Origin of the sequence: Aquibium sp. A9E412, assembly GCF_030398335.1 — a bacterium.
Classification (GTDB): domain Bacteria; phylum Pseudomonadota; class Alphaproteobacteria; order Rhizobiales; family Rhizobiaceae; genus A9E412.
In genome coordinates this window covers 29566-51419 of sequence record NZ_JAOAOP010000025.1, presented here as the reverse complement: position 1 = coordinate 51419, position 21854 = coordinate 29566, and the positions used below count along the sequence as shown (strand labels likewise).

At 71.8% G+C, this 21854-nt stretch carries 22 protein-coding genes; 9 read left to right on the top strand and 13 right to left on the bottom strand.

What is annotated here, in order from left to right; translation table 11 throughout:
- The 4 genes from N1F89_RS11280 to N1F89_RS11265 all read right to left on the bottom strand — a co-directional run.
- Positions 1-371 (bottom strand): ATP-binding cassette domain-containing protein (locus N1F89_RS11280; RefSeq protein WP_290084157.1); only part of this gene is annotated, 371 nt, incomplete at its 3' end.
- Positions 368-1234, bottom strand: coding sequence for an ABC transporter permease (locus N1F89_RS11275; protein ID WP_290084155.1), 867 nt, complete (start codon positions 1232-1234; stop codon positions 368-370). The genes N1F89_RS11280 and N1F89_RS11275, both read right to left, overlap by 4 nt.
- Positions 1231-2190, bottom strand: a complete 960-nt coding sequence (locus N1F89_RS11270; RefSeq protein WP_290084153.1) for an ABC transporter permease — start codon at positions 2188-2190, stop codon at positions 1231-1233. Before N1F89_RS11270 ends, N1F89_RS11275 begins: the two co-directional genes overlap by 4 nt.
- A 76-nt stretch (positions 2191-2266) precedes the next feature.
- A complete protein-coding gene (locus N1F89_RS11265) occupies positions 2267-3748 on the bottom strand; it encodes an ABC transporter substrate-binding protein (RefSeq protein ID WP_290084151.1) in 1482 nt (493 codons plus the stop codon).
- A 117-nt stretch (positions 3749-3865) separates the two neighbouring features.
- Here N1F89_RS11265 and N1F89_RS11260 point away from each other — a divergent pair, with 117 nt between their 5' ends.
- Together N1F89_RS11260 and N1F89_RS11255 are read left to right on the top strand one after the other, a co-directional pair.
- Positions 3866-4189, top strand: a complete 324-nt coding sequence (locus tag N1F89_RS11260; protein ID WP_290084149.1) for a type II toxin-antitoxin system RelE/ParE family toxin — start codon at positions 3866-3868, stop codon at positions 4187-4189.
- Complete coding sequence (locus N1F89_RS11255) at positions 4186-4470, top strand: helix-turn-helix domain-containing protein (protein WP_290084147.1); 285 nt, start codon at positions 4186-4188, stop codon at positions 4468-4470. Before N1F89_RS11260 ends, N1F89_RS11255 begins: the two co-directional genes overlap by 4 nt.
- A 133-nt stretch (positions 4471-4603) precedes the next feature.
- Here the strand turns inward: N1F89_RS11255 and N1F89_RS11250 are convergent, their stop codons facing one another.
- Positions 4604-5884, bottom strand: a complete 1281-nt coding sequence (locus N1F89_RS11250) for an acetylornithine deacetylase/succinyl-diaminopimelate desuccinylase family protein (RefSeq protein ID WP_290084145.1) — start codon at positions 5882-5884, stop codon at positions 4604-4606.
- A gap of 228 nt (positions 5885-6112) precedes the next feature.
- Here N1F89_RS11250 and N1F89_RS11245 point away from each other — a divergent pair, with 228 nt between their 5' ends.
- The 4 genes from N1F89_RS11245 to N1F89_RS11230 all read left to right on the top strand — a co-directional run bounded on the left by N1F89_RS11245 (position 6113) and on the right by N1F89_RS11230 (position 12139).
- Positions 6113-6520: a L,D-transpeptidase gene (locus N1F89_RS11245; RefSeq protein WP_290084159.1), complete on the top strand. Its 408-nt coding sequence runs from the start codon at positions 6113-6115 to the stop codon at positions 6518-6520.
- A 144-nt stretch (positions 6521-6664) separates the two neighbouring features.
- Positions 6665-9511 (top strand): molybdopterin oxidoreductase family protein, encoded by a 2847-nt coding sequence (locus tag N1F89_RS11240; protein ID WP_290084143.1) that lies wholly within the window; start codon positions 6665-6667, stop codon positions 9509-9511.
- A gap of 931 nt (positions 9512-10442) precedes the next feature.
- Positions 10443-11213 (top strand): 4Fe-4S dicluster domain-containing protein, encoded by a 771-nt coding sequence (locus N1F89_RS11235; RefSeq protein WP_290084141.1) that lies wholly within the window; start codon positions 10443-10445, stop codon positions 11211-11213.
- Positions 11214-11218: 5 nt separating this feature from the next.
- Complete coding sequence (locus N1F89_RS11230) at positions 11219-12139, top strand: DmsC/YnfH family molybdoenzyme membrane anchor subunit (protein ID WP_290084140.1); 921 nt, start codon at positions 11219-11221, stop codon at positions 12137-12139.
- 101 nt (positions 12140-12240) lie between these two features.
- On the opposite strand, the gene N1F89_RS11225 is transcribed toward N1F89_RS11230, so the two are convergent.
- The 8 genes from N1F89_RS11225 to N1F89_RS11190 all read right to left on the bottom strand — a co-directional run bounded on the left by N1F89_RS11225 (position 12241) and on the right by N1F89_RS11190 (position 18695).
- Positions 12241-13176, bottom strand: a complete 936-nt coding sequence (locus N1F89_RS11225; RefSeq protein ID WP_290084138.1) for a lipid A biosynthesis lauroyl acyltransferase — start codon at positions 13174-13176, stop codon at positions 12241-12243.
- On the bottom strand, positions 13173-14201 hold the full coding sequence (locus tag N1F89_RS11220; RefSeq protein WP_290084136.1) for a zinc-binding dehydrogenase: 1029 nt from the start codon (positions 14199-14201) through the stop codon (positions 13173-13175). Before N1F89_RS11220 ends, N1F89_RS11225 begins: the two co-directional genes overlap by 4 nt.
- A 43-nt stretch (positions 14202-14244) precedes the next feature.
- Positions 14245-15525, bottom strand: coding sequence for a beta-ketoacyl-ACP synthase (locus tag N1F89_RS11215; RefSeq protein ID WP_290084135.1), 1281 nt, complete (start codon positions 15523-15525; stop codon positions 14245-14247).
- A gap of 10 nt (positions 15526-15535) precedes the next feature.
- Positions 15536-16723 (bottom strand): beta-ketoacyl-ACP synthase, encoded by a 1188-nt coding sequence (locus tag N1F89_RS11210; RefSeq protein WP_290084132.1) that lies wholly within the window; start codon positions 16721-16723, stop codon positions 15536-15538.
- Positions 16724-16790: 67 nt separating this feature from the next.
- Positions 16791-17072, bottom strand: coding sequence for an acyl carrier protein (locus tag N1F89_RS11205; RefSeq protein WP_290084131.1), 282 nt, complete (start codon positions 17070-17072; stop codon positions 16791-16793).
- A gap of 166 nt (positions 17073-17238) precedes the next feature.
- Positions 17239-17409 (bottom strand): hypothetical protein, encoded by a 171-nt coding sequence (locus tag N1F89_RS11200; RefSeq protein ID WP_290084129.1) that lies wholly within the window; start codon positions 17407-17409, stop codon positions 17239-17241.
- Between the two features lie 42 nt (positions 17410-17451).
- Positions 17452-17637, bottom strand: coding sequence for a hypothetical protein (locus tag N1F89_RS11195; protein ID WP_290084127.1), 186 nt, complete (start codon positions 17635-17637; stop codon positions 17452-17454).
- A gap of 104 nt (positions 17638-17741) precedes the next feature.
- Entirely contained in the window at positions 17742-18695 is a 954-nt protein-coding gene (locus N1F89_RS11190) for a DMT family transporter (protein WP_290084126.1), read from the bottom strand.
- A gap of 78 nt (positions 18696-18773) precedes the next feature.
- On the opposite strand from N1F89_RS11190, the gene N1F89_RS11185 reads away from it, so the two are divergent.
- From N1F89_RS11185 to N1F89_RS11175, 3 genes are all read left to right on the top strand, one after another.
- On the top strand, positions 18774-19496 hold the full coding sequence (locus N1F89_RS11185; protein ID WP_290084124.1) for an SDR family oxidoreductase: 723 nt from the start codon (positions 18774-18776) through the stop codon (positions 19494-19496).
- A gap of 129 nt (positions 19497-19625) precedes the next feature.
- Positions 19626-20174 carry a TRAP transporter small permease subunit gene (locus tag N1F89_RS11180; protein WP_290084122.1) on the top strand — a complete coding sequence of 183 codons (549 nt, stop codon included), beginning with the start codon at positions 19626-19628 and terminating at the stop codon, positions 20172-20174.
- 11 nt (positions 20175-20185) lie between these two features.
- Positions 20186-21808, top strand: a complete 1623-nt coding sequence (locus N1F89_RS11175; protein ID WP_290084120.1) for a TRAP transporter large permease — start codon at positions 20186-20188, stop codon at positions 21806-21808.
- Positions 21809-21854: the final 46 nt, after the last annotated feature.

Below are 21854 nucleotides of genomic sequence, written 5' to 3'. Positions count from 1 at the left end.
GCCTCGGCCTCGGCGCGGCCGGCGCCGGTGTGCCAGCGGATGCCCTCGGCGACCTGCTCGCCGATCGTCTTGACCGGGTTGAGGGCGGTCATCGGCTCCTGGAAGACCATGCCGACGTCGTCGCCGCGCAGCCGGCACATGGCCCTCTCGGAGGCGGCCAGGATGTCGGTGCCGTCGAAGCGGATGCCGCCCGCGGCGCGCGCGGCGTGCGGCAGAAGCCGCATGACGGCGAGCGCGGTCATCGACTTGCCGGAGCCCGATTCGCCGACCAGGCCGAGCACCTCGCCGGCCTCGATGGCGAGGTCGACCTGGCGCAGGATGGGCTGGCCGGCGATCGACACCGACAGCCCGTCGATCTCGAGCAGGCTCATCGTTGCCGCCTCAGCCGCGGGTCGAGCACGTCGCGCAGCCCGTCGCCCAGGAGGTTGAGGCCGAGCACGGTGACGACGATGGCAAGACCGGGAAACAGCGCCAGATGGGGCGCCACGATCATCCGCGTCTGGGCGTCGAACAGCATGCGCCCCCAGGACGGCATCGGCGGCTGGGCGCCGAGCCCGAGATAGGACAGCGCCGCCTCGGCGAGGATGCCGAGCGCGAACTGGATGGAGCCCTGTACGAGAAGCAGGCTGACGATGTTGGGCAGGATGTGCTCGACCGTAATCAGCGTCTTGCCCTTGCCGGCGGCACGAGCGGCGAGGATGAACTCGCGCGGCCACAGCGCCAGCGCGCCGGCGCGCGCCACGCGCGCGAACACCGGCACGTTGAAGATGCCGATGGCGACGATGGCGTTGATCGCGCCGGGGCCGAAGATGGCGGTGATCATGATCGCCGACAGCAGTGCGGGGAAGGCGAAGACCAGGTCGTTGAAGCGCATCAGCATCTCGTCGACGAGTCCGCCGCGGGCCGCCGCCCAGCAGCCGAGCGGCACGCCGATGCCGATGCCGATGCCGACGGCGACCACGGCGACGGCGATCGAGTTGCGCGCGCCGACCATGATCATCGACAGGATGTCGCGGCCGAAATGGTCGGTGCCGAACCAGTGTTCGGGCGAGGGCGTCTGCAGGCGGTCGCCGAGCGCGAGCTCGGTCACGTCGTAGGGCGTCCACACGAAGGAGACGAGCGCCATGCCGGCGACGAGCAGCGTGACGGCGAAGCCGGCGAGGAAGGAGCGGTTGGCAAACGCCAGGCGCAGGAAGGCGCGCGGGCTCTCCGGCGGGGCGGCGGTCTCGCTCATGGGCGGCGCGTCCTCAGCCGCGGGTCGACCAGCGCGTAGCACAGGTCGACCGCCAGGTTGACGAGGATGACGCTGGCGACCAGCAGCATGACGACGCCCTCGACCACGATCAGGTCGCGCTGGGTGATCGCCTGGAAGACCAGCCGGCCGAGGCCGGGCAGGTAGAACACGTTCTCGATGATGATGGTGCCGGCGAGCAGGAAGGCGAACTGCAGGCCGAGGATGGTGAGCACCGGGATCATGGCGTTGCGCAGCGCATGGCTGCGCAGGACGACGCGCTGCGGCAGGCCCTTGGCGCGGGCGGTGCGGATGTAATCCTCGCCGAGCACCTCAAGCAGCGCCGAGCGGGTGACGCGGGCGAGGATGGCGGCCTGCGGCAGGGCGAGCGCCACGGCCGGCAGGACCAGCGCCCCGAGGCCCTGCCACAGCCCGCTCCAGCCCTCGCCCCAGCCGGGGAAGCCGCCGGCCGGCACCAGCCTGAGGCCGACGGCGAAGACGTAGATGAGCAGCAGCGCGAACCAGAAGTTGGGGATCGCCACGCCGATCTGCGCCGCGCCCATGGCGAGCGTGTCGCCGGCGCGGCCGCGCCGCGCGGCGGCGAAGATGCCGACGGGGATGGCGATCGCCGTCGACAGCGCGAGCGCGATGACTGCGAGCGGCAGCGACACGACGAGCCGCTCGGCGATCAGCTCGGTGACCGGCGAGGAATAGGTGTAGGAGGTGCCGAAGTCGCCCGTCAGCATGCCGCCGACCCAGGCGAGGTAGCGCGCGACCAGCGGCTGGTCGAGGCCCATCTCGCGGCGCAGCGCGGCGACCGCCTCCTCGGTCGCGTTGAGGCCGAGCATCAGCCGCGCCGGATCGCCCGGCAGCACCTCGAGCACGGCGAACACGACGAGCGAGGCGACCAGCAGCGTGGCGGCGCCGACGGCCAGGCGGTTGAGCAGATAGGCGGTCATGAGGGCCGGTATCGCAGCGACGGCGGCGCCCCGGACGCCGCGCGGGCGTCCGGGGCAGGGCGGGGCGCGGCCGGCCCTAGTCGGTCCAGCGCACGCCGGTCAGGTCGGTCGCCTGGATCGGCGCGTTCTCCCACATGCCTTCCAGCTTGGCGTCCCACACGCCGATCTTGGCGAGCTGGAACAGGAAGCCGTTGACGGCGTCCTCGGCCAGGATGCGCTGCGCCTCGGCATAGAGCTCCTTGCGGCGGGCCTCGTCGGCCGTGCGGTCGAGCTCCTCGATGACGGCGTCGAACGCGGGGTTGTCGTAGTTGAAGTAGTAGTCGTCGCGCGCGTAGATGCCGATGTCGTTGGGCTCGGTGTGCGAGACGATCGACAGGTCGTAGTCGGTGTTGGTGAAGACCTGCTCCAGCCACTGCGCCCACTCGACCGGGATGATCTCCAGCTCGATGCCGATGTCGCGGAGCTGGGCTGCGACCACCTGGCCGCCGTCGCGCGCATAGGGCGGCGGCGGCAGCTTGAGCGTGGCGGAGAAGCCGTCGGGATAGCCGGCCTCGGCGAGAAGCTGCTTCGCCTTCTCCGGATCGTGCGGGTAGGTGCCGGTGAGGTCGACATAGGCCTCGTTGGCCGGCGAGAAGTGCGAGCCGATCGGCGTGCCGTAGCCCGAGCCGGCGCCGGCGATGATGTCGTCGCGCTTGAGCGCGTGGGCGATCGCCTGGCGCACCTTGAGATTGTCGAACGGCTCCTTGGCGTTGTTGGTCGACAGGACGGTCTCGCCCTCGGTGGCGCCGACCACCACCTCGAAGCGCGGATCGGCCTCGATCTGCGCCAGCGCGTCGCCGGCCGGCATGTTGGGGAAGGCGTGCACGTCGCCCGACAGCAGCGCCGGCACGGCGGCGGCGGCGTCGGGGATGATGCGGAACTCGGCGCTTTCGAGCGCCACCGGCTCGCCCCAGTAGTCGGGGTTGCGGGAAAGCGAGATCGACGAGCCCTTGGCCCAGTCCTCGAAGGTGAAGGGGCCGGTGCCGACCGGCCGTTCCTTGTTGGTGTCGGCGCTCTCGGGCGCCACGATCACCGCGTCGCCCCAGCCCATGTTGTAGAGGAAGGCGCCCTGCGGGTGCTTGAGCGTGACCTTCACCGTCTGCGGGTCGACCGCCTCGACGGTGTCGATGGCGGCGAACAGCGGCTTCTGCGCGTTGGTCGAATCCTCGCCGCGCGCCCGGTCGAGCGAGAACTGCACGTCCTCGGCGTCGAACGCCGTGCCGTCGTGGAAGGTGACGCCCTCGCGCAGCGTGAAGGTGTAGACCGTGCCGTCGTCGGAGACCTCCCAGCTCTCGGCCAGCCCCGGCATCACCTCGCCGGCCGGCCCGATGCGCGTCAGCCCCTCGAAGACATTGGCATAGACGACCTCGTCGATGGCCGCGGCCGCACCGGCCGTGGGATCGAGATGCGGCGGCTCGAGCACGACGCCGATCACCACGTCGGTGCGCGCGGCGAAGGCGGCGCTGCCCGCGGCGAGCAGAAAGGTGGTCGCCGCCAGAACGGATTTCACGGTGGTCATGCGGTTCTCTCCGGCACTGCGTTGATGTCGGCGCGATCAAAGCGCGAAACGCCGCCGGAGTAAATCGCGCGGGCCGAGGGAATTGTGCGGCTATCGCCTTTACGCTATATTTGCACGGTGCGATGGACGGTCGAAATCCTCGAGGCGGCGGAGGCGGAGATCGTCGCGTTGGCTCCGGCGCTTCAGGCCCGTCTGATCCGCCTGATGGAGATGGTCGAGAGGGTCGGGTTGGAGCGGCTTCGCGAGCCGCATGTCCGCCATCTCGAAGGCAAGCTCTGGGAACTGCGGGCGAAGGCCCCGGGTGGGCTTGCCCGCGGAATCTATGTCACGGCGAGCGAGCGGCGCGTCATCGTCTTGCACGTGTTTGCCAAGAAGTCGCGCAAGACGCCGGCTGCGGCCCTGCGGATCGCCCGCGAGCGGATGAGGAAGGTGTTGTCGTGAAGACGGTGAACGAGCTGAAAAAGGGCCTGATGCAGGATGCCCGGTTCCGCGCGGCCTATGCCGAGGCGGACACCGAGTACGCCGTCATCGAGGCGCTGGTGCGGGCGCGGATGAAGGCCAGGCTGTCACAGGCAGAGCTGGCGCGGCGGATCGGCACGACGCAGTCGGCGATCGCCCGGCTCGAAGGCGGCGGCGTGTCGCCGACGCTGGCGACCTTGAGACGCTACGCCGAAGCAACCGGCACGGTGCTCCGCGTGGATCTGGTGAAGCCCGACCCGTGATCGCAGGCGCGGCCGGTCGCGAGACCGCCACCCGAGCCGGTCCGCCTCTCGCGCGCTCGCCGGCCGGCTCCGGCGCATCGTCGTGTCGCGGAGGGCGGAGCGGCGGCGCGCGGCGCCGGCGAACGCTTCGGCCTCAGCCGGCCCCCGCGCCGGTGAGGAGCGCGTGCAGGCCGATCGCCATCACCGTGGCGCTCTCGCGCATGTCGTCGATGCCGACCCATTCGTCGGGCCGGTGCGCCAGGTCGAGGATGCCGGGGCCGTAGGCGATGCAGTCGTGCAGGTGGCCGATGCGCGCCACGTGCTTCTGGTCGTAGGTGCCCGGCGAGACGACGTAGTCGGGCTCGCGGCCGAACACGCTGCGGATGCCCTCGGCGATCGCGGTGGGCACCGGCGCGTCGCGCTCGGTCATCAGCGGCAGCACCTCCATCAGGTCGCGGATGGCGTAGTCGAACTTCGGCCGCTCGCGCTTCAGCCGCTCGAGGATGCGCGTCACCTCGCCCTTCACCTCGGCGATGTCCTCCTCGATCAGGAAGCGGCGGTCGATCACCAGGCGCGCCGAATCGGCGACGTTGGGCGCCGGCAGGCCGGGGAAGAAGTCCTCCGTCTGGCCGCCATGCACCGAGTTGAGGTTGAGCGTCGAGCGCCGCGCGCCCTCCGGCACGACCGGCATGCGCGTCGTCTTGGCGTCGAGCAGGGGGAACAGCTCGGCCTCGAAGGCGGCGAGCACGGCGCCCATGTGGCGGATCGCCGAATCGCCGAGAAACGGCATCGAGCCGTGCGCGATGGCGCCGTGCGTCTCGATCTCGGCCCACCACACGCCGCGGTGGCCGAGGCAGATGCGGTCCTTGTTGAGCGGCTCGGGGATGATGACGTGGTCGACGCGCGGCCGGGAGAAGAAGCCCTGGCGGGCGAGATAGGCGACGCCGCCGAAGCCGCCGGATTCCTCGTCGGCCGTGCCGGAGATCTCGATGGCGCCGGCGAAGCCGGGATTGACGGCGAGATAGGCCTCGGCCGCGACGATCGAGGCGGCGAGCCCGCCCTTCATGTCGCAGGCGCCGCGGCCGAACACCTTGCCGTCGCGCACGACGCCGGCGAACGGGTCCACGGTCCAGCCGGCGCCGGCCTCGACCACGTCGATGTGCGAGTTGAAGTGCACCGTGGGCCCCGGGCGGCGCCCCTCGCGCCGCGCGACGACATTGGTGCGCGGATGCCGGTCGCTATCGCCCGGCGCGCCTTCGCCGCGGATCAGCGTCGTCTCGAAGCCGCTGGCGGCGAGCCGGCGGGCGATGAACTCGGCGCAGGGCGTGTAGGCCTCGCCCGGCGGATTGACGGTGGGAAAGCGGATCAGGTCGACGGTCAGCGCGACCAGATCCTCGACACGGCCGGCGACGGCGCGGGAGAGCTCTTCATGCATGGCCCGGCGACTTGAGCAGGCGACGGGCGGCCTTGGCAAGCCGCGATTCACCGCGATCGCAGCTTGTGCTTGCCGGCGATCACGGCTTGTTGTTCAATTGTTACAGTTCGGCTTTGGGGTTTCGTTAGACTGTCCGGGCCAGGTGGCGTTTGCCGGGCGACGATGCGGCCGGCCTTGCCCGGGACAGGGCGTGGGGTTGGACCGATGAAAAACTGCCTGCTCAGTGCCATGCTTGCGGTGGCGATGCTGTTTTCGGCACCGCAGATCGCGACGGCGGCCGCGCTGGTCGCCAAGATCAGCGTTTCCAAGCAGACGATGACGGTGACGCGGCACGGCAAGGTGCTCTACCGCTGGCCGGTGTCGACGGCGCGGCGCGGCTACGTCACGCCGCGCGGCCAGTGGCGGCCGGTGCGCATGCACAAGATGTGGCACTCGCGCAAATACGACATGTCGCCGATGCCGTACTCGATCTTCTACTACCGTGGCTACGCGATCCACGGCACCAACGCCGTCAGCAAGCTCGGCCGGCCGGCCTCGCACGGCTGCGTGCGGCTGCACACCGCCAACGCCGCGACGCTGTTCTCGCTCGTCAAGCGTATCGGGCCGGGCAACACGCGGATCGTCGTCGTCGACTGAGGCTGCCGCGGGGGCGGGCGCGCCCGCCCGCCGGCGACCGGCCGGACGAAGCCGTGCCAGGGCGCGGAAATTCGTCGCGCCAGCCGCCGAGGGCATTTTCATTCGGCCGGGTCTTATATAGGACTCGGTGTCGGAGGAGGGCCCATGACCGCACAGCCGCATCTCGATCTGTCGAAGCCGGTGGGCGACGAGCTGCGCCACACGACCTGCTACATGTGCGCCTGCCGCTGCGGCATCAACGTGCATCTGCGCGACGGCAAGGTGCGCTACATCGAGGGCAACCGCGACCACCCGGTCAACCGCGGCGTGCTGTGCGCCAAGGGCTCGGCCGGCATCATGCAGCACTACGCGCCGGCCCGCCTCAAGGCGCCGATGAAGCGCACCGGGCCGCGCGGCTCCGGCCAGTTCGAGGAGATCTCCTGGGACGAGGCGCTGGAGCTGGCCACCGGCTGGCTCGACACGGTGCGCGCCGACGACCCGAAGAAGCTCGCCTTCTTTACCGGCCGCGACCAGTCGCAGTCGCTGACCGGCTTCTGGGCGCAGCAGTTCGGCACGCCCAACTATGCCGCGCATGGCGGCTTCTGCTCGGTCAACATGGCGGCCGCCGGCATCATGACGATCGGCGGCGCGTTCTGGGAGTTCGGCGCGCCCGACTGGGAGCGCACGCGGCTGTTCGTGCTGTTCGGCGTCGCCGAGGACCACGATTCCAACCCGATCAAGCTCGGCCTGTCGAAGCTCAAGGAGACCGGCGCGCGCTTCGTCTCGGTCAATCCGGTGCGCACCGGCTACTCGGCGATCGCCGACAACTGGATCGGCATCCGGCCGGGCACCGACGGGCTGCTCATCCTGTCGCTCGTCCACCTGCTGCTCAAGGCGCACAAGATCGACGTCGACTACATCCGCCGCTACTCCAATGCCGGCTGGCTGGTGATCGACAGGCCGGGCACGGCCGAGCACGGCCTGTTCGCGCGCGACGGCGAGGGCCGGCCGCTGGTCTGGGAGACGGTGACGGAGCGCGCCGTGCCCGAGGGCGAGAAGGGCGCCCGGCCGGCGCTTTCCGGCCGCTACCGGCTCGACGACGGGCGCGCGGCGGTGCCGGTCTTCCAGCTTCTCGCCGACAGCTACCTCGATCCGCGCTACGCGCCCGAGGCGGTGGCGGAGGAGACCGGCGTGGCGCCCGAGACGATCCGCGGCCTGGCCGCCGAGATCGCCCGCGCCGCCTTCGAGGAGACGGTCGAGATCGCCCAGCCATGGACCGACATGCACGGCGAGCGGCACGAGCGCTTCGTCGGCCGGCCGGTCGCCTTCCACGCCATGCGCGGCATCTCGGCCCATTCCAACGGCTTCCAGACGGCGCGCGCGCTGCACATGCTGCAGGTGCTGATCGGCGCGGTCGACTGCCCCGGCGGCTTCCGCTTCGAGCCGCCCTATCCCAAGCCGGTCGACGCGCATCCCAAGCCGCACGGCAAGGCCGAGCATTTCGGCTCGCGCCAGCCGCTGGCTGGTCCGCATCTGGGCTTTCCGCGCGGGCCGGAGGACCTCTTGATCGACGACGAGGGGCGGCCGGCGCGCATCGACAAGGCGTTCTCCTGGGATGCGCCGATCGCCGCGCACGGGCTGATGCACATGGTGATCGCCAACGCCCATGCCGGCGATCCCTATCCGGTCGACGTGCTGTTCCTCTACATGGCCAACATGGCGTGGAACTCGTCGATGAACACGGCCGGCGTCATCCGCATGCTGGAGGACACCGACCCGGAGACCGGCGACTACGTGATCCCGAAGATCATCTGCTCCGACGCCTATGCCTCGGAGATGGTCGCCTATGCCGACCTGGTGCTGCCCGACACGACCTATCTGGAGCGGCACGACTGCATCTCGCTGCTCGACCGGCCGATCTCGGAGCCCGACGCGGTGCAGGACGCCATCCGCTGGCCGGTGGTCGAGCCGGACCGCGACGTGCGCGCCTTCCAGTCGGTGCTGATCGACCTCGGCGGGCGGCTCAGGCTGCCGGGCTTCGTCGACGGCCGCGGCAAGCCGCTCTACAGCGACTATGCCGACTACATCGTGCGCCACGAGCGGCGGCCGGGCATCGGCCCGCTGGCGGGGTTCCGCGGCAGCGACGGCACCCGCGTCGGGCGCGGCGCGGCCAATCCCGAGCAGCTCCGCCGCTACATCGACAACGGCGCCTTCTTCTCGGTCGAGATCCCGCCCGAGGCGCAGTTCATGAAGCACGCCAACCGCGCGTACCAGGACTTCGCGGTGAAGATGGGCTTCTTCGACGCGCCGCAGCCGGTCACCTTCCAGCTCTATTCGGAGATCCTGCAGCGCTTCCGGCTGTCGGCCGAGGGGCTGGCCGAGCCGGCGGCGCCGGAAAGCCACCGCGCGCGGCTCGTGCAGGCCTTCACGCCGCTGCCCGCCTGGTACCGGCCGCTCGAGGAGGCGGGCGTCGACCGCGCCGAGTTCCCCTATCACGCGGTCACCCAGCGGCCGATGGCGATGTACCATTCCTGGGGCTCGATGAACGCCTGGCTGCGCCAGATCCACACGTCCAACGTGCTCTACGTGCCGGGCGCGATCTGCCGGGCGCACGGGCTCGCCGATGGCGACTGGGTGTGGCTGATCTCGCATCACGGCCGCATCAAGGTGCCGGTGGCGCGCACCGAGGCGGCCAACGGCGACACGATGTGGACGTGGAACGCCATCGGCAAGCGGGCCGGCGCCTGGGGCCTCGATCCGAAGGCGCCGGAGGCCGAGAAGGGCTTCCTGATGAACCACCTGATCCACGAGCTGCTGCCGCCGAAGGGCGACGGGCTGCGCTGGTCGAACTCCGACCCGATCACCGGCCAGGCGGCCTGGTACGACCTGCGCGTGCGCATCGAGAAGGCCGATCCGGCCGAGCACAGCGAGCCGCATTTCGCCGCTTCGCCGGTGCCGCACGCCGCGCCGGCGCCCGACGAGCTGCGCTACGGCCAGGAGTGGAGCGAATGACGGGCGCCGGGGTGTGTGAGCACCGGTTGCGTGCGCGTCGCGAGGCGGCGGCGTGGCGGGCCCCCCTCTGGCCTGCCGGCCATCTCCCGCGCGAGGGGGAGATCGGCGGGCGCGGCGCCTCGTCTGCGGCGTCGGAAGGCCCCTCATCCGCCCCTTCGGGGCACCTTCTCCCCGCGGGCGGGGAGAAGGGGGGTGCGCGGCCTGGCCGGGGATGTGCGTCGTCGGTCGTGCGAGGGGAAACGAGAGATGCAGGACGGTGCGGCCGGCCGTCCTCTCCCCGCTGGCGGGGAGAGGATGCCGGCAGGCAGGTGAGGGGCGGTCGCCGGCGCGTTGTCGTGGTGCGGCGGCGTGGCGGGCCCCCCGCTGGCCTGCCGGCCATCTCCCCCGCGAGGGGGGAGATCGGCGGTGGCAGGGGCGGCGCCTCGCCCGCGGCGCCGGAAGGCCCCTCATCCGCCCCTTCGGGGCACCTTCTCCCCGCGGGCGGGGAGAAGGGGGGCGCGTGGCCTGGCCGGGGATGTGCGTCGTCGGTCGTGCGAGGGGAAACGAGAGATGCAGGACGGTGCGGCCGGCCGTCCTCTCCCCGCTGGCGGGGAGCGGATGCCGGCAGGCAGGTGAGGGGCGGTCGCCGGCGCGTTGTCGTGGTGCGGCGGGGCGGGCCCCCCTGTGGCCTGCCGGCCATCTCCCCCGCGAGGGGGGAGATCGGCGGTGGTGGCGTCTCGTCCGCGGCGCCGGAAGGCCCCTCATCCGCCCCTTCGGGGCACCTTCTCCCCGCGGGCGGGGAGAAGGGGGGCGCGCGGCCTGGCCGGGGATGTGCGCTGCCGGTCGTGCGACGGAGATCGAGAGATGCAGGACGGGTGGCGGCGGTTTCCGCTCCGCTTGCGAGCGGATGCCGGCGGGCCGGTGAGGGGCGGCGGCCGATGAGGAGGAGCGCATGACCAGCCTGCCGCGGCACGAGACGCCGAGGAAGCTCGGCCTCGTCATCGATCTCGACGTCTGCGTCGGCTGCCACGCCTGCGTCGTCAACTGCAAGGAATGGAACACCGGCGGCTATGGCAGCGCGCTGTCCGACCAGGACCCCTACGGGCCCGATGTCGGCGGCGCCTGGCTCAACCGCATCCACACCTTCGAGGTGGTGCCGGAGGGTGGCGAGACGGTCGGCGAGGCGGGCGAGGCGCGCATCGTGCACTTTCCCAAGTCGTGCCTGCACTGCGAGGACGCGCCCTGCGTCACCGTGTGCCCGACCGGCGCCTCCTACAAGCGGGCCGACGACGGCATCGTGCTGGTGGACGAGGACAAGTGCATCGGCTGCGGGCTGTGCGCCTGGGCCTGCCCGTACGGCGCGCGCGAGATGGATCTCGCGGCCGGCGTGATGAAGAAGTGCACGCTGTGCGTCGACCGCATCTACAACGAGACGCTGGAGCCGGTCGACCGCGAGCCGGCCTGCGTGCGCACATGCCCGGCGCATGCGCGCCATTTCGGCGATCTCGGCGATCCCGACTCGGCGGTCTCGCGGCTGGTCGCCGAGCGCGGCGGCGTCGACCTGATGCCGGAGCAGGGCACGCGGCCGGTCAACAAGTACCTGCCGCCGCGGCCGCGCCGGGCGCTCGCCGAGAGCGCCGGCGCGCTGCCGGCCGGCGACGACGAGACGGCCGGCGCCAGCGGCTTCTTCGCCTGGCTCGACCGCACCCTCGACAGGATCTGACGCCCGTGCATCCCGCCTATTCGATCATCGTCTTCACCACGCTGTCCGGTCTCGGCTACGGGCTGGCCGCCTGGCTCGGCCTCGGGCTGCTCGACCCGGCGGCGATCGCCACGCGCCTCGCGCATGTCGTGGCGCTCGGGCTGATCGGCCTCGGGCTGTTGTCCTCGACGCTGCATCTCGGCAACCCGCAGCGCGCCTGGCGGGCCCTGTCGCAGTGGCGCTCGAGCTGGCTGTCGCGCGAGGGCGTGATGGCGATCGTCACCTTCGTGCCGCTCGTCATCGCCGCCTGGGGCAGCGTCATCGAGGGGCGCTACTGGGCGCTGCCGGGGCTTCTCGGCATCGTGCTGAGCGGCGTCACCGTCTACTGCACGGCGATGATCTACGCCTCGCTGCGCACCGTCGATTCCTGGGCGACGCCGCTGACGCCGGCCTCCTACCTGCTGTTCTCGGCCGCCGGCGGGGCGCTTCTGGCCGCGCTCGCCGGGGCGGCCGGCGGCGGCGCGGTGCTGCCGCTGTCGCTGGCCGCGCTGGCGCTGCTCGCCGCGGCCTGGGCGGTCAAGCTCGCCTGGCGCCGGCGCGCCCGCAGCCTGGCGCCGACCTCGACGCCGGAAAGCGCCACGCAGCTCGGCGGCATCGGCCGCGTGCGGCTGATGGAAAGCCCGCACCAGACGCCCAACTACCTGACGCGCGAGATGGGCTACCGGGTGGCGCGCAAGCATGCCGACAAGCTGTTCGGCCTGGCGCTCCTGGCCGGCGGGGCGCTGCCCTTCGTCGCCGCGCTGGTCGCGCTGGCGCTCGGCGCCGGCGCGGCGGCCGCCGTCATCCTCCTGGTCGGCATCGCCGGCCACGCGGCCGGCATGCTGACGGAGCGCTGGCTGTTCTTCGCCGAGGCGCGGCACGCCGTGTCGGCCTATTACGACGGCTGAGGCGCACGGGCCGCCGCCCGGCGGGCGCGGTGGTCATTCACGCAAATCAACGAGGCGGAGCGTGCGGCCGAAAGCCGTCTCGCGGTCCTGGCGCGTGCGGCTCAGCGCGTCTTCCAGCGCTTGTGGAACCACATCCACTGGCCGGGGTCCTCGCGCACCCAGCGCTCGACAACGTCGGTGAGAAGCTGCGCGGTGCGCGCCACGTCGACGACGCCGTCGGCGCCGCGCGGCAGCACGAGCCGGTCCTCGACGTCGAGCCGAAAGCGGCCGCCGGGCAGCCGCGTGCAGCGCGCCGGGTAGACGTCGCAGTCGAAATGGCGCGCCAGCTTGGGCACCAGCGGGCTGGTCAGGCAGTCGCGGCCGAAGAAGCGCGTCGTCACGCCGCCCCAGAACTTCTGGTCGACCAGCGCGCCGACATTGCCGTCGCGCTCCAGAACGCGGGCGAGCTCGAGCGCAGCGCCGGCGCGCGAGGCGACCAGCGGCCCCATCTTGGCGCGTCGCGTGGCGTTCACGTAGTCGGCGATGTAGGGGTTGTTGGGCGGCCGGAACAGCGCCGTGATCTCCAGCCCGAAGGCGGCGGCGGCAACCGGCAGCATCTCGAAATTGCCGAGATGGGCGGTGAAGAAGATGTGCGGCCGCGCCTCCTCGCGCACCTTGAGGAAGACCTCGATGCCGTTGACCTCGACGCGGCCCGGCGCGCTCTGCGCGGGGTCGAAGTCGAACAGCCTGTCGAGGAACAGATACTCGACCGACAGCCGCGCCATGTTGGCCCACATGTCGGAGGCGATCGCCTCGCGCTCGGCCCCGGACTTGTCGGGAAAGGCGTGGCGCAGGTTGTCGAGCGCGACGCGGTGGCGGCCGACCCAGGGGCCGAAGCGGCGCGCCAGCCGCTCGGCCAGGCCGAGCGCGCGGTCGGGCGGCAAGAGCCGCAGCAGCCGCAGCCCGGCCAGCGCGAGCTGCGCGGTCAGCCAGTATTCGGCGGTCTTCAGCCGGCGGAGGGTGCGGTAGGCGAAGCGCCTGAGCCGCCCATGCCTCATGCCATCCTCAGCATGATCTTGCCGAACACGGCGCGGCTTTCCATGCGCGCCAGCGCGTCGCCGATGCCGTCCATGTCGACGACGGTGTCGACGACCGGCGCGACCTGGCCGGCGGCCATCTTCTGCATGGCGTCGGCCATGTTGTGCATGCGGCAGCCGAACGAGCCGAGGATGCGGATCTGCTGCTGGAAGAGCTGCATCAGGTTGATCTGCGCCGACACGCCGGAGGTCGAGCCGCAGGTGACGATGCGCCCGCCGCGCCGCACGGCCAGCATCGAGCCGGCGAAGGTGTCGGCGCCGACATGCTCGAACACGACGTCGACGCCGCGCTTGGCGGTGAGCTTGCGCACGACGCCCTCGAAGCGCTCCTCGCGGTAGTTGATGACGTGGTCGGCGCCGAGCGCAGCGGCCCGCTCCATCTTGTCGGGCGAGCCGACCGTGGTGATGACCGTGCAGCCCATGCGGCGGGCGAGCTGGATCGCGGCCGAGCCGATGCCCGAGCCGCCGGCATGCACCAGAACGGTCTCGCCGGGCTCCAGCCGGGCGTTGTCGAACAGCATGTGCTCGACGGTGCCGAAGGTGACGGGGGCGACCGCAGCCCCGATGGCGTCGACGCCGGGCGGCGCCGGCACCAGCAGGCGGGCCGGCATGTTGACGCGTTCGCAGGCGAAGCCGTCGAGGTGGAAGCCGTGCACGCCGCCGACATGGCCGCACAGATTGTCGCGCCCCTCGCGGCAGGCGCGGCACAGGCCGCAGGTGCGCGCGCCGTAGATCGACACGAGCTGGCCGGGCACCAGGCCGGCGACGCCGGGGCCGACCGTCTCGACGATGCCGGAGGCCTCGGCGCCGATGACGAGCGGCAGCTTGCGCTTGGCAAACGCCATGCCGCGCCAGCCCCACACGTCGATGTGGTTGAGCGCGACGGCGGCGATGCGCAGCGTCACCTCGCCATCGGCCGGGGCGGGCGGCGGGTCGATGTCGACGGCGTCCAGCCGCCGGTCCGCGACGAGTTGCAATGCGCGCATGGTGCGTCCGGGTCGGGTTGTGGTGCGGGTCGAGGCCGGTCGCTTAGACCGGTTCGCGGGTCATGACAAGGCAGGTGTTCTGACCGCCGAAGCCGAACGAGTTGGACAGCACCGAGGCCACGTCGGCGCGGCGCGCGACGTTCGGCACCACGTCGAGCTCGATCGCCGGATCGGGAACGTCGTAGTTGATGGTCGGCGGGATGACGCCCTCGCGCATGGTGAGGATGGAGAACACCGCCTCGATGGCGCCGGCCGCCGACAAGGTGTGGCCGATCATCGACTTGTTGGACGACACCGGCACGTCGCGCAGATGCGCGCCGAACACGGTCGACAGCGACAGGTGCTCCATCTTGTCGTTCTCGGGCGTCGAGGTGCCGTGCGCGTTGACGTAGTCGATGCCGGCGACGTCGAGCCCGGCATCCTCGAGCGCGGCGCGCACGGCGCCGATCGCCGGCGAGCCGTCCGGCTTGGAGCGGGTCCGGTGGAAGTCGTCGACCTTCTCGCCGCAGCCGCGCAGCACCGCCAGAACGGTGGCGCCGCGCGCCCGCGCGGCGTCGAGCGATTCGAGCACCAGCGCGGCGCCGCCCTCGGCCAGCACGAAGCCGTCGCGGTCCTTGGAGAACGGCTTGGAGGCCTTCTCCGGCCGCGCGTTCTGGGTCGACAGGGCCGACAGCAGCGAGAAGCGGACGAGCGCCTCGGCGGTCGCCGAGCCGTCGCTGCCGATGGCGAGCGCGCGCTCGCACTCGCCGCGCCGGATCGCCTCGACGCCGAGCTGGATGGCGGTGGCGCCCGAGGCGCAGGCCGTCGACAGCGTGACCGGCAGGCCGCGCGTGCCGAAGCGCTCGGCCAGCCGGTCGGCGATGGTGGCGAACTGGGTGCTGCGGAAGATGTCGACGGCGTTGAGCGCGCGGGCGCTGGCCAGCAGGCTGCGGTAGCCGTCGTGCTCGGGCGCGGCGGCGTAGAGCGCCAGCCGGTCGTGCCAGTCGAGCTCGACGGGCGGCGCGGCGAGGAACAGCGGGCCGGCGAAATTGGCCGCCGACAGGCCCGATTCGCCGATCGCCTCGTCGGCGGCGCACGCGGCGAGCTCGTAGGTCAGCGCCGAGGGGCCGCGGGTGCTGGAGTCGAGGAAGTCGACGGTGCCGGCGATGGTGGTCGCCAGATGCTCGGTGGGAAAGCGGCCGATCGCGTGGATGCCCGAGCGGCCGGCCGTCAGCGCGGCCCAGTTGTCCGTCTTGCCGGTGCCGAGCGAGGAGATCACGCCCATGCCGGTGACGGCGACCGCGGGTCGTCCGAAGGCGTCGGTGCTGCCGTTGCTGCTTGCCATCGTCGCGTCCTCAGGCCCTCGTCACCAGGCCGATGCCCTCGAAGCGGTGGTAGCCGATCGCGGTGACCAGCGCGCACTGCGGCGCGCCGTCGAGCGGCGCCTCGAACCCGGCATCGAAGGGCGGATAGGCGGCGCCGTGGCGGATCGCCAGCGCGGCGAGCGCCACGGCGAAGGGAAACTGCGCTTCCTTGAGGTGGCCGGTCAGCGTCGCGAAGCCGCGGATGGCGAGCCGGTCGGCGCCGCGTAGCGCGTCGCGCTCGACCGCGGTCGCCGCATGGGCGCCCGACGCGCCCGACAGCGCCATCGTCGGCGCCGCCGGCAGCGCCAGCGAGCGCAGCATGCCGCTGACGGCGTCGGGGAAGGAGCCCTCGTCGCGCCGCGCCCGGCCGGACAGGACCGGGCCCATGGCGGCATAGGCGGTGCGGCCGCGGCGCTCGGCCTCCTCGCGCGCCTCGAGCACCAGGAAGGCGGCGCCCGAGCCGGTGACCACGCCGCCGCCGGCGCGCCCGGCGCGCTGCCAGACCGGCCGCCACGCCTCGCGGTGCAGGTAGCCGCCGAGCTCGTAGCCGAGCAGCATGTCGGGATGCTCGGTCTGGAAGGCGGCGCCGACGAGCGCGCGGTCGGCCTGCCGGGTGCGGATGCGCGCGGCCGCCGTCTCGACGGCCGACACGCCGGCGCCTTCCTCGCCCATGAAGGTGCGCGAGGAGCCGGTGACCTTGTGCACGATCGAGATGTTGCCGGCCAGCAGGTTGGAGAGCTGGGCGAGGAACAGGGTGGGGCGCAGCTCGGTGGTCAGCTTGTCGTTGAGCAGCACGCCGTGGTCCTGGCGGGCGAGCGATTCGGCGAGGATCGCCTCGTCGACCGCCACGTCGCGCTCGCCGCCGCCGGCCGCCACCACCATGTCCATGGCGCCGCACAGCGCCTCGTCGCCCCTGGCGCCGGCGTCGTCGAGGGCGAGCCCGGCGGCATAGGTGCCGAGCCGTTGCCAGGTGCCCATCTGGCGCTGGTCGCCGCGGCGCGGGATCTGCGCCGTCCAGTCGATCTCGGGCAGCGGGTGGACGGTGTAGGGGGCGTAGCCCTCCGCGTCGAGGACCGGTGCGGCACCCGGCGCCGACAGGACCCGCCAGTGCGCGTCCGCGCCCTCGCCGAGCGAGGAGACCAGGCCGATGCCGGTGATCAGGACGTCGCGGGCCGTCATGGGGCAGAAGTCCTCGCGCGGGGTCGGGAGCGGGCGAAGGGGCGGCCGGGGCGCCGGCGCGCCTGCCTCAGGCGGCCTTGGCGGCGACCAGGCCGTCGATCTTGGCGCACAGGTTCTTCATGACGAAGTACTCCTCCGTCGAGACCTTGCCGTCGTTGACCTCCTGCGTCCACTTCTCGAGCGGCACCTTGATGCCGAACTCCTTGTCGATGGCGAAGACGATGTCGAGGAAATCGAGGCTGTCGATGCCCAGATCGTCGATGGTGTGGCTTTCGGGCGTGATCTGGTCGCGGTCGATCTCGCTGGTCTCGGCGATGATGTCGGCAACCTTGTCGAATGTCGTTGTCACGGGAGCGTGCCTCGGAATGCGCTTGGGAAAGGCGGAACTGGCGGCTGTCTAAAGGGTTTTGGCCGGCAGGAAAAGTGCCAATCGCCGGGCGCGCCCGGGGGCGTGCCGTCGCATCGCCGGCGGCGCTCGCCGGCGGCCGGCCGTGTCGTGCGGGCGCGTGCCGCCCTCAGGCGAGCGGCATGTGGATTCCGGTCGCCAGGTCGTCGTCGGCCGTCGTGCCGGGGGCGCCGACATAGACCTCGCAGGCGGGCGGGCCGGTCTTCAGGCCGCGCTCGGCGACGTGGCGCTCCACCGCCGCATAGCTCAGGCGCAGCGTGGCATGGGAGCCGCGGCGCACCGCCTTGCGCGCCTTGCCGGCGGGAGCCGGCAGCGGCGCGGCCTATTGCGCGGCGGGCAGCGTGGCGAGGCCGGCGAGATCGGCGCCCAGCACGTAGGGCCACAGCACGATCGCCAGCACGCCCCACCAGAAGCCGAGGCCGCTGAAGCCGATGGTGAACAGCCAGCCGGCGATCCACAGCAGCCCGAGGCCGCCGTGCTGCTCGACCTTGATCCTGTCGTTGCTCATGGATGCGTTCCTTCCGTCCGGCGGCCGCGCTGCCGCATGCGCTGCGCCCCGCGACACTGGCACGGCCGGCGGGTGCCGCGTTTGACGCAGGTCAAGCACCGCCGTCAGCGGCGCGGCGGGCGGCGGTGCTGCGGCGCGGCGGCGCTCGCGGCGGCGGCGTGCGCGCGGCCGCCCGGCGTCAGCCGCATGAGATGGGGGAAGGCGATGCCGGCGACGATGATGGCGATGCCGAGCGCGTCGGCCGGCCGCACCACCGAGCCGAGCAGGACGACGGCGGCCAGCGTGCCGATGGCCGGGGCGAGCGAGACGTAGAGCGACACCCAGGCGGCCTGGATGCGGCCGAGCGCGAAGTTGAAGGCGAGGAAGTTCACCACCGTCATGACGAACACGACATAGAGGAAGCCGGCGAGCGTGGCCGGGTCGGCGCTCGCCGGCAGCCGCCAGCCGGTGAGCGCGGCCAGGACGCCGGCGGCGAGCGCGGCGCCGGTCACCTGCAGCGTGGCGGTCTGGTACCACGGCACCGTGCCGGTGTTGAGGAAGCGGCCGATCACGTGGCTGATCGAGGCGCACAGCACGCCGGCGAAGACGAGCAGGTTGCCGGCCATGTCGCTGGCGCCGAGGCGCTGGCGGTCGAGCGTGATGACGATCAGGCCGAGCAGGCCGACCAGCCCGCCGACGGGAAAGCTCCAGTGCAGCGGCTCGCGCAGGATGAGGCGCGCCAGCACCGGGCCGACCAGCGGCACCAGGCCCCAGATCATCGACACGCTGACGCCGTCGGTGCGCGCGGCGCCGGCCAGGCCGAAGATCAGCACCAGGCCCGGCGCGAGCAGCCCCCAGGCGACGTTGACGAGGTTGCGCCGGGTGAGCGCCGGCAGGCGGCCGGCGAGCGCCAGGGCGAGCCACAGCACGGCCGCCGCGCCGGCGAGCTGGACGAGCAGGATGCTGCCGACGCTCGCCGCCGGCGTCAGCGTCTTCTGCACGATCAGGCCGCTCGTCCACACGGTGATCGACAGCAACTGTGCCAGGTGACCGGCCACGGTCGGCGAAAGGGAGGTCATCGGCGGGTCCGGCGTTTGCGGGCGGCGGGCGGATGGTATCTTATATAAGATACATGACCTGAGGGGGAGGGCCAGTCCGTGCAGACGATCATCGTGACGGGAGCGGGCGGCGGCATCGGCCGCGAGACGGTGAAGGCGCTGGCGGCGGCGGAGCGGCGGCTCGTCTGCGTCGACGTGGACGCGGCGGCGCTGGCGCGGCTCGACGACATCGCCGAGCAGCTGCCGGGCGCGCTCGTGCGGCACGTCTCGACGCTGGCCGATCCCACCGCCTGCCGCGCGGCCGTCGCGGCAGCCGGCGCGGATCTGGTCGGCCTGGTCCATCTGGCCGGCGTGTTCGAGGCCGATCCGCGGTCGATCGACGACATGGGCGTCTACGAGCGCGCCATCGCCCACAACCTGACCAACGGCTACATGATGGCCAACGCGGTGGCCGAGCGCATCGCGCCGGAGGCGGCGGGCGCGATGGTGTTCACCTCCTCGCTCGCCTTTCGCCGCGGCGCCTGGGAGCACGTGCCCTACGCCGCGGCCAAGGGCGGGCTGGTCGGCATGACGCGGGCGCTGTCGCGCCGGCTGGCGCCGCGCATCCGCGTCAACGCGCTGGCGCCGGGCATCATCGACACCGGCATGCCGGCCCGGCTGATCGCCGAGCGCGGCATGGCGCGGGTGACGGCCGAGATCCCGCTCGGGCGGGTCGGCGCGGCGGCCGAGGTGGCATCGGTCGCCGCCTTCCTGATGAGCCCGGCCGCCTCCTACATCACGGGGCAGACGATCAACGTCGATGGCGGTATCATCAACGGCTGACGCGACGGCGGGGCCGGGCGGGCGGGCGATGTTCGCGGCTCGTTCAAGTCTTGTAAAAGATATAAGACATGTTATCGTCGCGTCGTGGTCCCCAGCGCCGGGAGACCGCGTCAGGGAGGAGACAGGCGCATGGACGCGACGCGCGCGGCGATCGAGGGATTCGGCCGGGTGAACGCGATCATCGGGCGTGTCGGCGTGGTCGCCGGCGCCGGCCTGATCGCGCTGATGACCGTCGTGGTCGTCGTCGGCGTCTTCTTTCGCTACGTGCTCAACAACTCGATCTCCTGGGTCGAGGACGTGTCGCTCATCATGATGGTGTCGACCGCCTTCCTCGTCGCGCCCTTCGCCTACCGCACCGGCGCCAACGTGGCGATCGAGATGCTGACGGCGCAGCTGCCGCAGCTGGCGCTGCGGGTGCTGCGCATCGCCATCAACGTGATGGTGCTGTGGATCCTCTACCGGCACTTCTTCGAGAGCCTGCTCCTGGTCGAGCGCGGCTGGGCGATCCGCGTCAACACCGTGCCGGTCGCCTGGGCCTGGCCCTACATGGTGGTGCCGGTCGCCTTCGTCGGCATGGCGCTGATCGGCTTCGAGCTGATCCTGCGCGACTTGTGGGCGCTGATGGCGCGCTCGCCGGCGCTCGACCTGCCGCACCACGCGCCGCAGGAACCGGAATAGGGGACCCCGCCATGTCGCTCGCCTACTTCTGGATCTTCTTCCTGCTGTTGGCGATCGGCATGCCGGTGGTCTTCGCGCTGATGATCGCGCCGGGCCTGTCGCTGGTCATCGACGGCCGCGACGGGGTGTTCTTCTCCAAGCTGCTGACGACGCTCTACAACGGGATGTACTCCTTCCCGCTGATGGCGGTGCCGTTCTTCATCCTGGCCGGCGAGCTGATGAACTCCGGCGGCATCACGCGCTCGATCGTGCGCTTCTCCGAATCGATGATCGGCCATGTGCGCGGCGGCCTGGCGCAGGTCAACATCCTGTCGTCGATCCTGTTCGCCGGGCTGTCCGGCTCGGCCGTCGCCGACACCTCGGCGCTCGGCAAGATGCTGATCCCGGCGATGCAGGAGAACGGCTACTCGCGGCGCTTCGCCGCCGCCATCACCGCCGCCTCGTCGGTGATCGGGCCGATCATCCCGCCGTCCGGCATCATGGTGCTCTACGCCTTCGTGATGAACGTGTCGGTGGCCGGCCTCTTCCTCGCCGGCTTCGTGCCCGGCCTGACGATCGGCCTCGGGCTGATGGTGCTGACCGGCTGGCTGGCGCGCCGGCGCAACTATCCCGTGGCGGCGCGCCGCTCGACCTGGCGCGAGCGCTCGGTGTCGTTCCTGCAGACCTTCCCGGCGCTGATGACGCCGGTGCTTCTGCTCGGCGGCATCCTGTCGGGCATCTACACGCCGACCGAGGCCGCCGCGGTCGCCGCCGTCTACGCGCTGTTCGCCGCCGCGCTGATCCGGCTCGCGCTGTGGAAGCGCTTCATCGCCGACCCGCCGCGCGCCTATCTGCACGTCGCGCCGCTGACGCTGCTCGTCTTCGCCGGCTTCACCGACTATCTCGGCTTCAACCTGTTCTTCGCGCTGTCGGTCGGCTGGATCGTCTTCGCCGAGACGCTGTGGCGGCTGGTCTTCGCGCGGCGCCGGGCGGTGGCGCTGTCGGCGGCGGCGATCGGCGAAGCGCCGGCCGGACCGCCGCCGCCGAGCGTGGCCGAGGAGCCGGGCGACAGCCTCGGCGAGGCGGTGCGGGCAACCGCCGCGCGGCTGCCGACGGTGCTGCGCGACACGGCGATCCAGTCGGGCGTCATCCTGCTGCTGGTCGGCGCCGCCGTCACCTTCGGCTGGATGGTCACCGTGTCGGGGCTGGCGCGCGAGGCGGCGAGCCTGATCCAGTCGGTGTCGGACAACCCGCTGGTGCTCCTGTTCCTGGTCAACATCCTGCTGTTCGTGGTCGGCATGTTCCTCGACGCCGGCCCGGCGATCCTCATCATCGGCCCGGTGCTGGCGCCGATCATGACCAGCATCGGCGTCGACCCGCTGCACTTCGCCATCGTCATGTGCGTCAACGTCACCGTCGGCCTGGCGACGCCGCCGATGGGGCTGGTGCTGTTCGTCGCCTCGTCGGTCTCGGGCGAGAAGATCGAGCGCATCGTGCAGGCGATCTGGCCGTTCCTGCTCGTCGAGATGGCGGTGATCTTCCTGATCACCTTCTTCCCGAGCCTGTCGATGACGCTGCCCGCGCTGGCGGGCTTCGCGAAATGCCCGCCGGGCGCCGCGCTGTGCGAGGCGGTGGTGGGTCTGGCCGGCGGGTAGAGCGCCCGGCGGTCCGCATAAGAAACTGCGAAACCAAGGAGGAGAA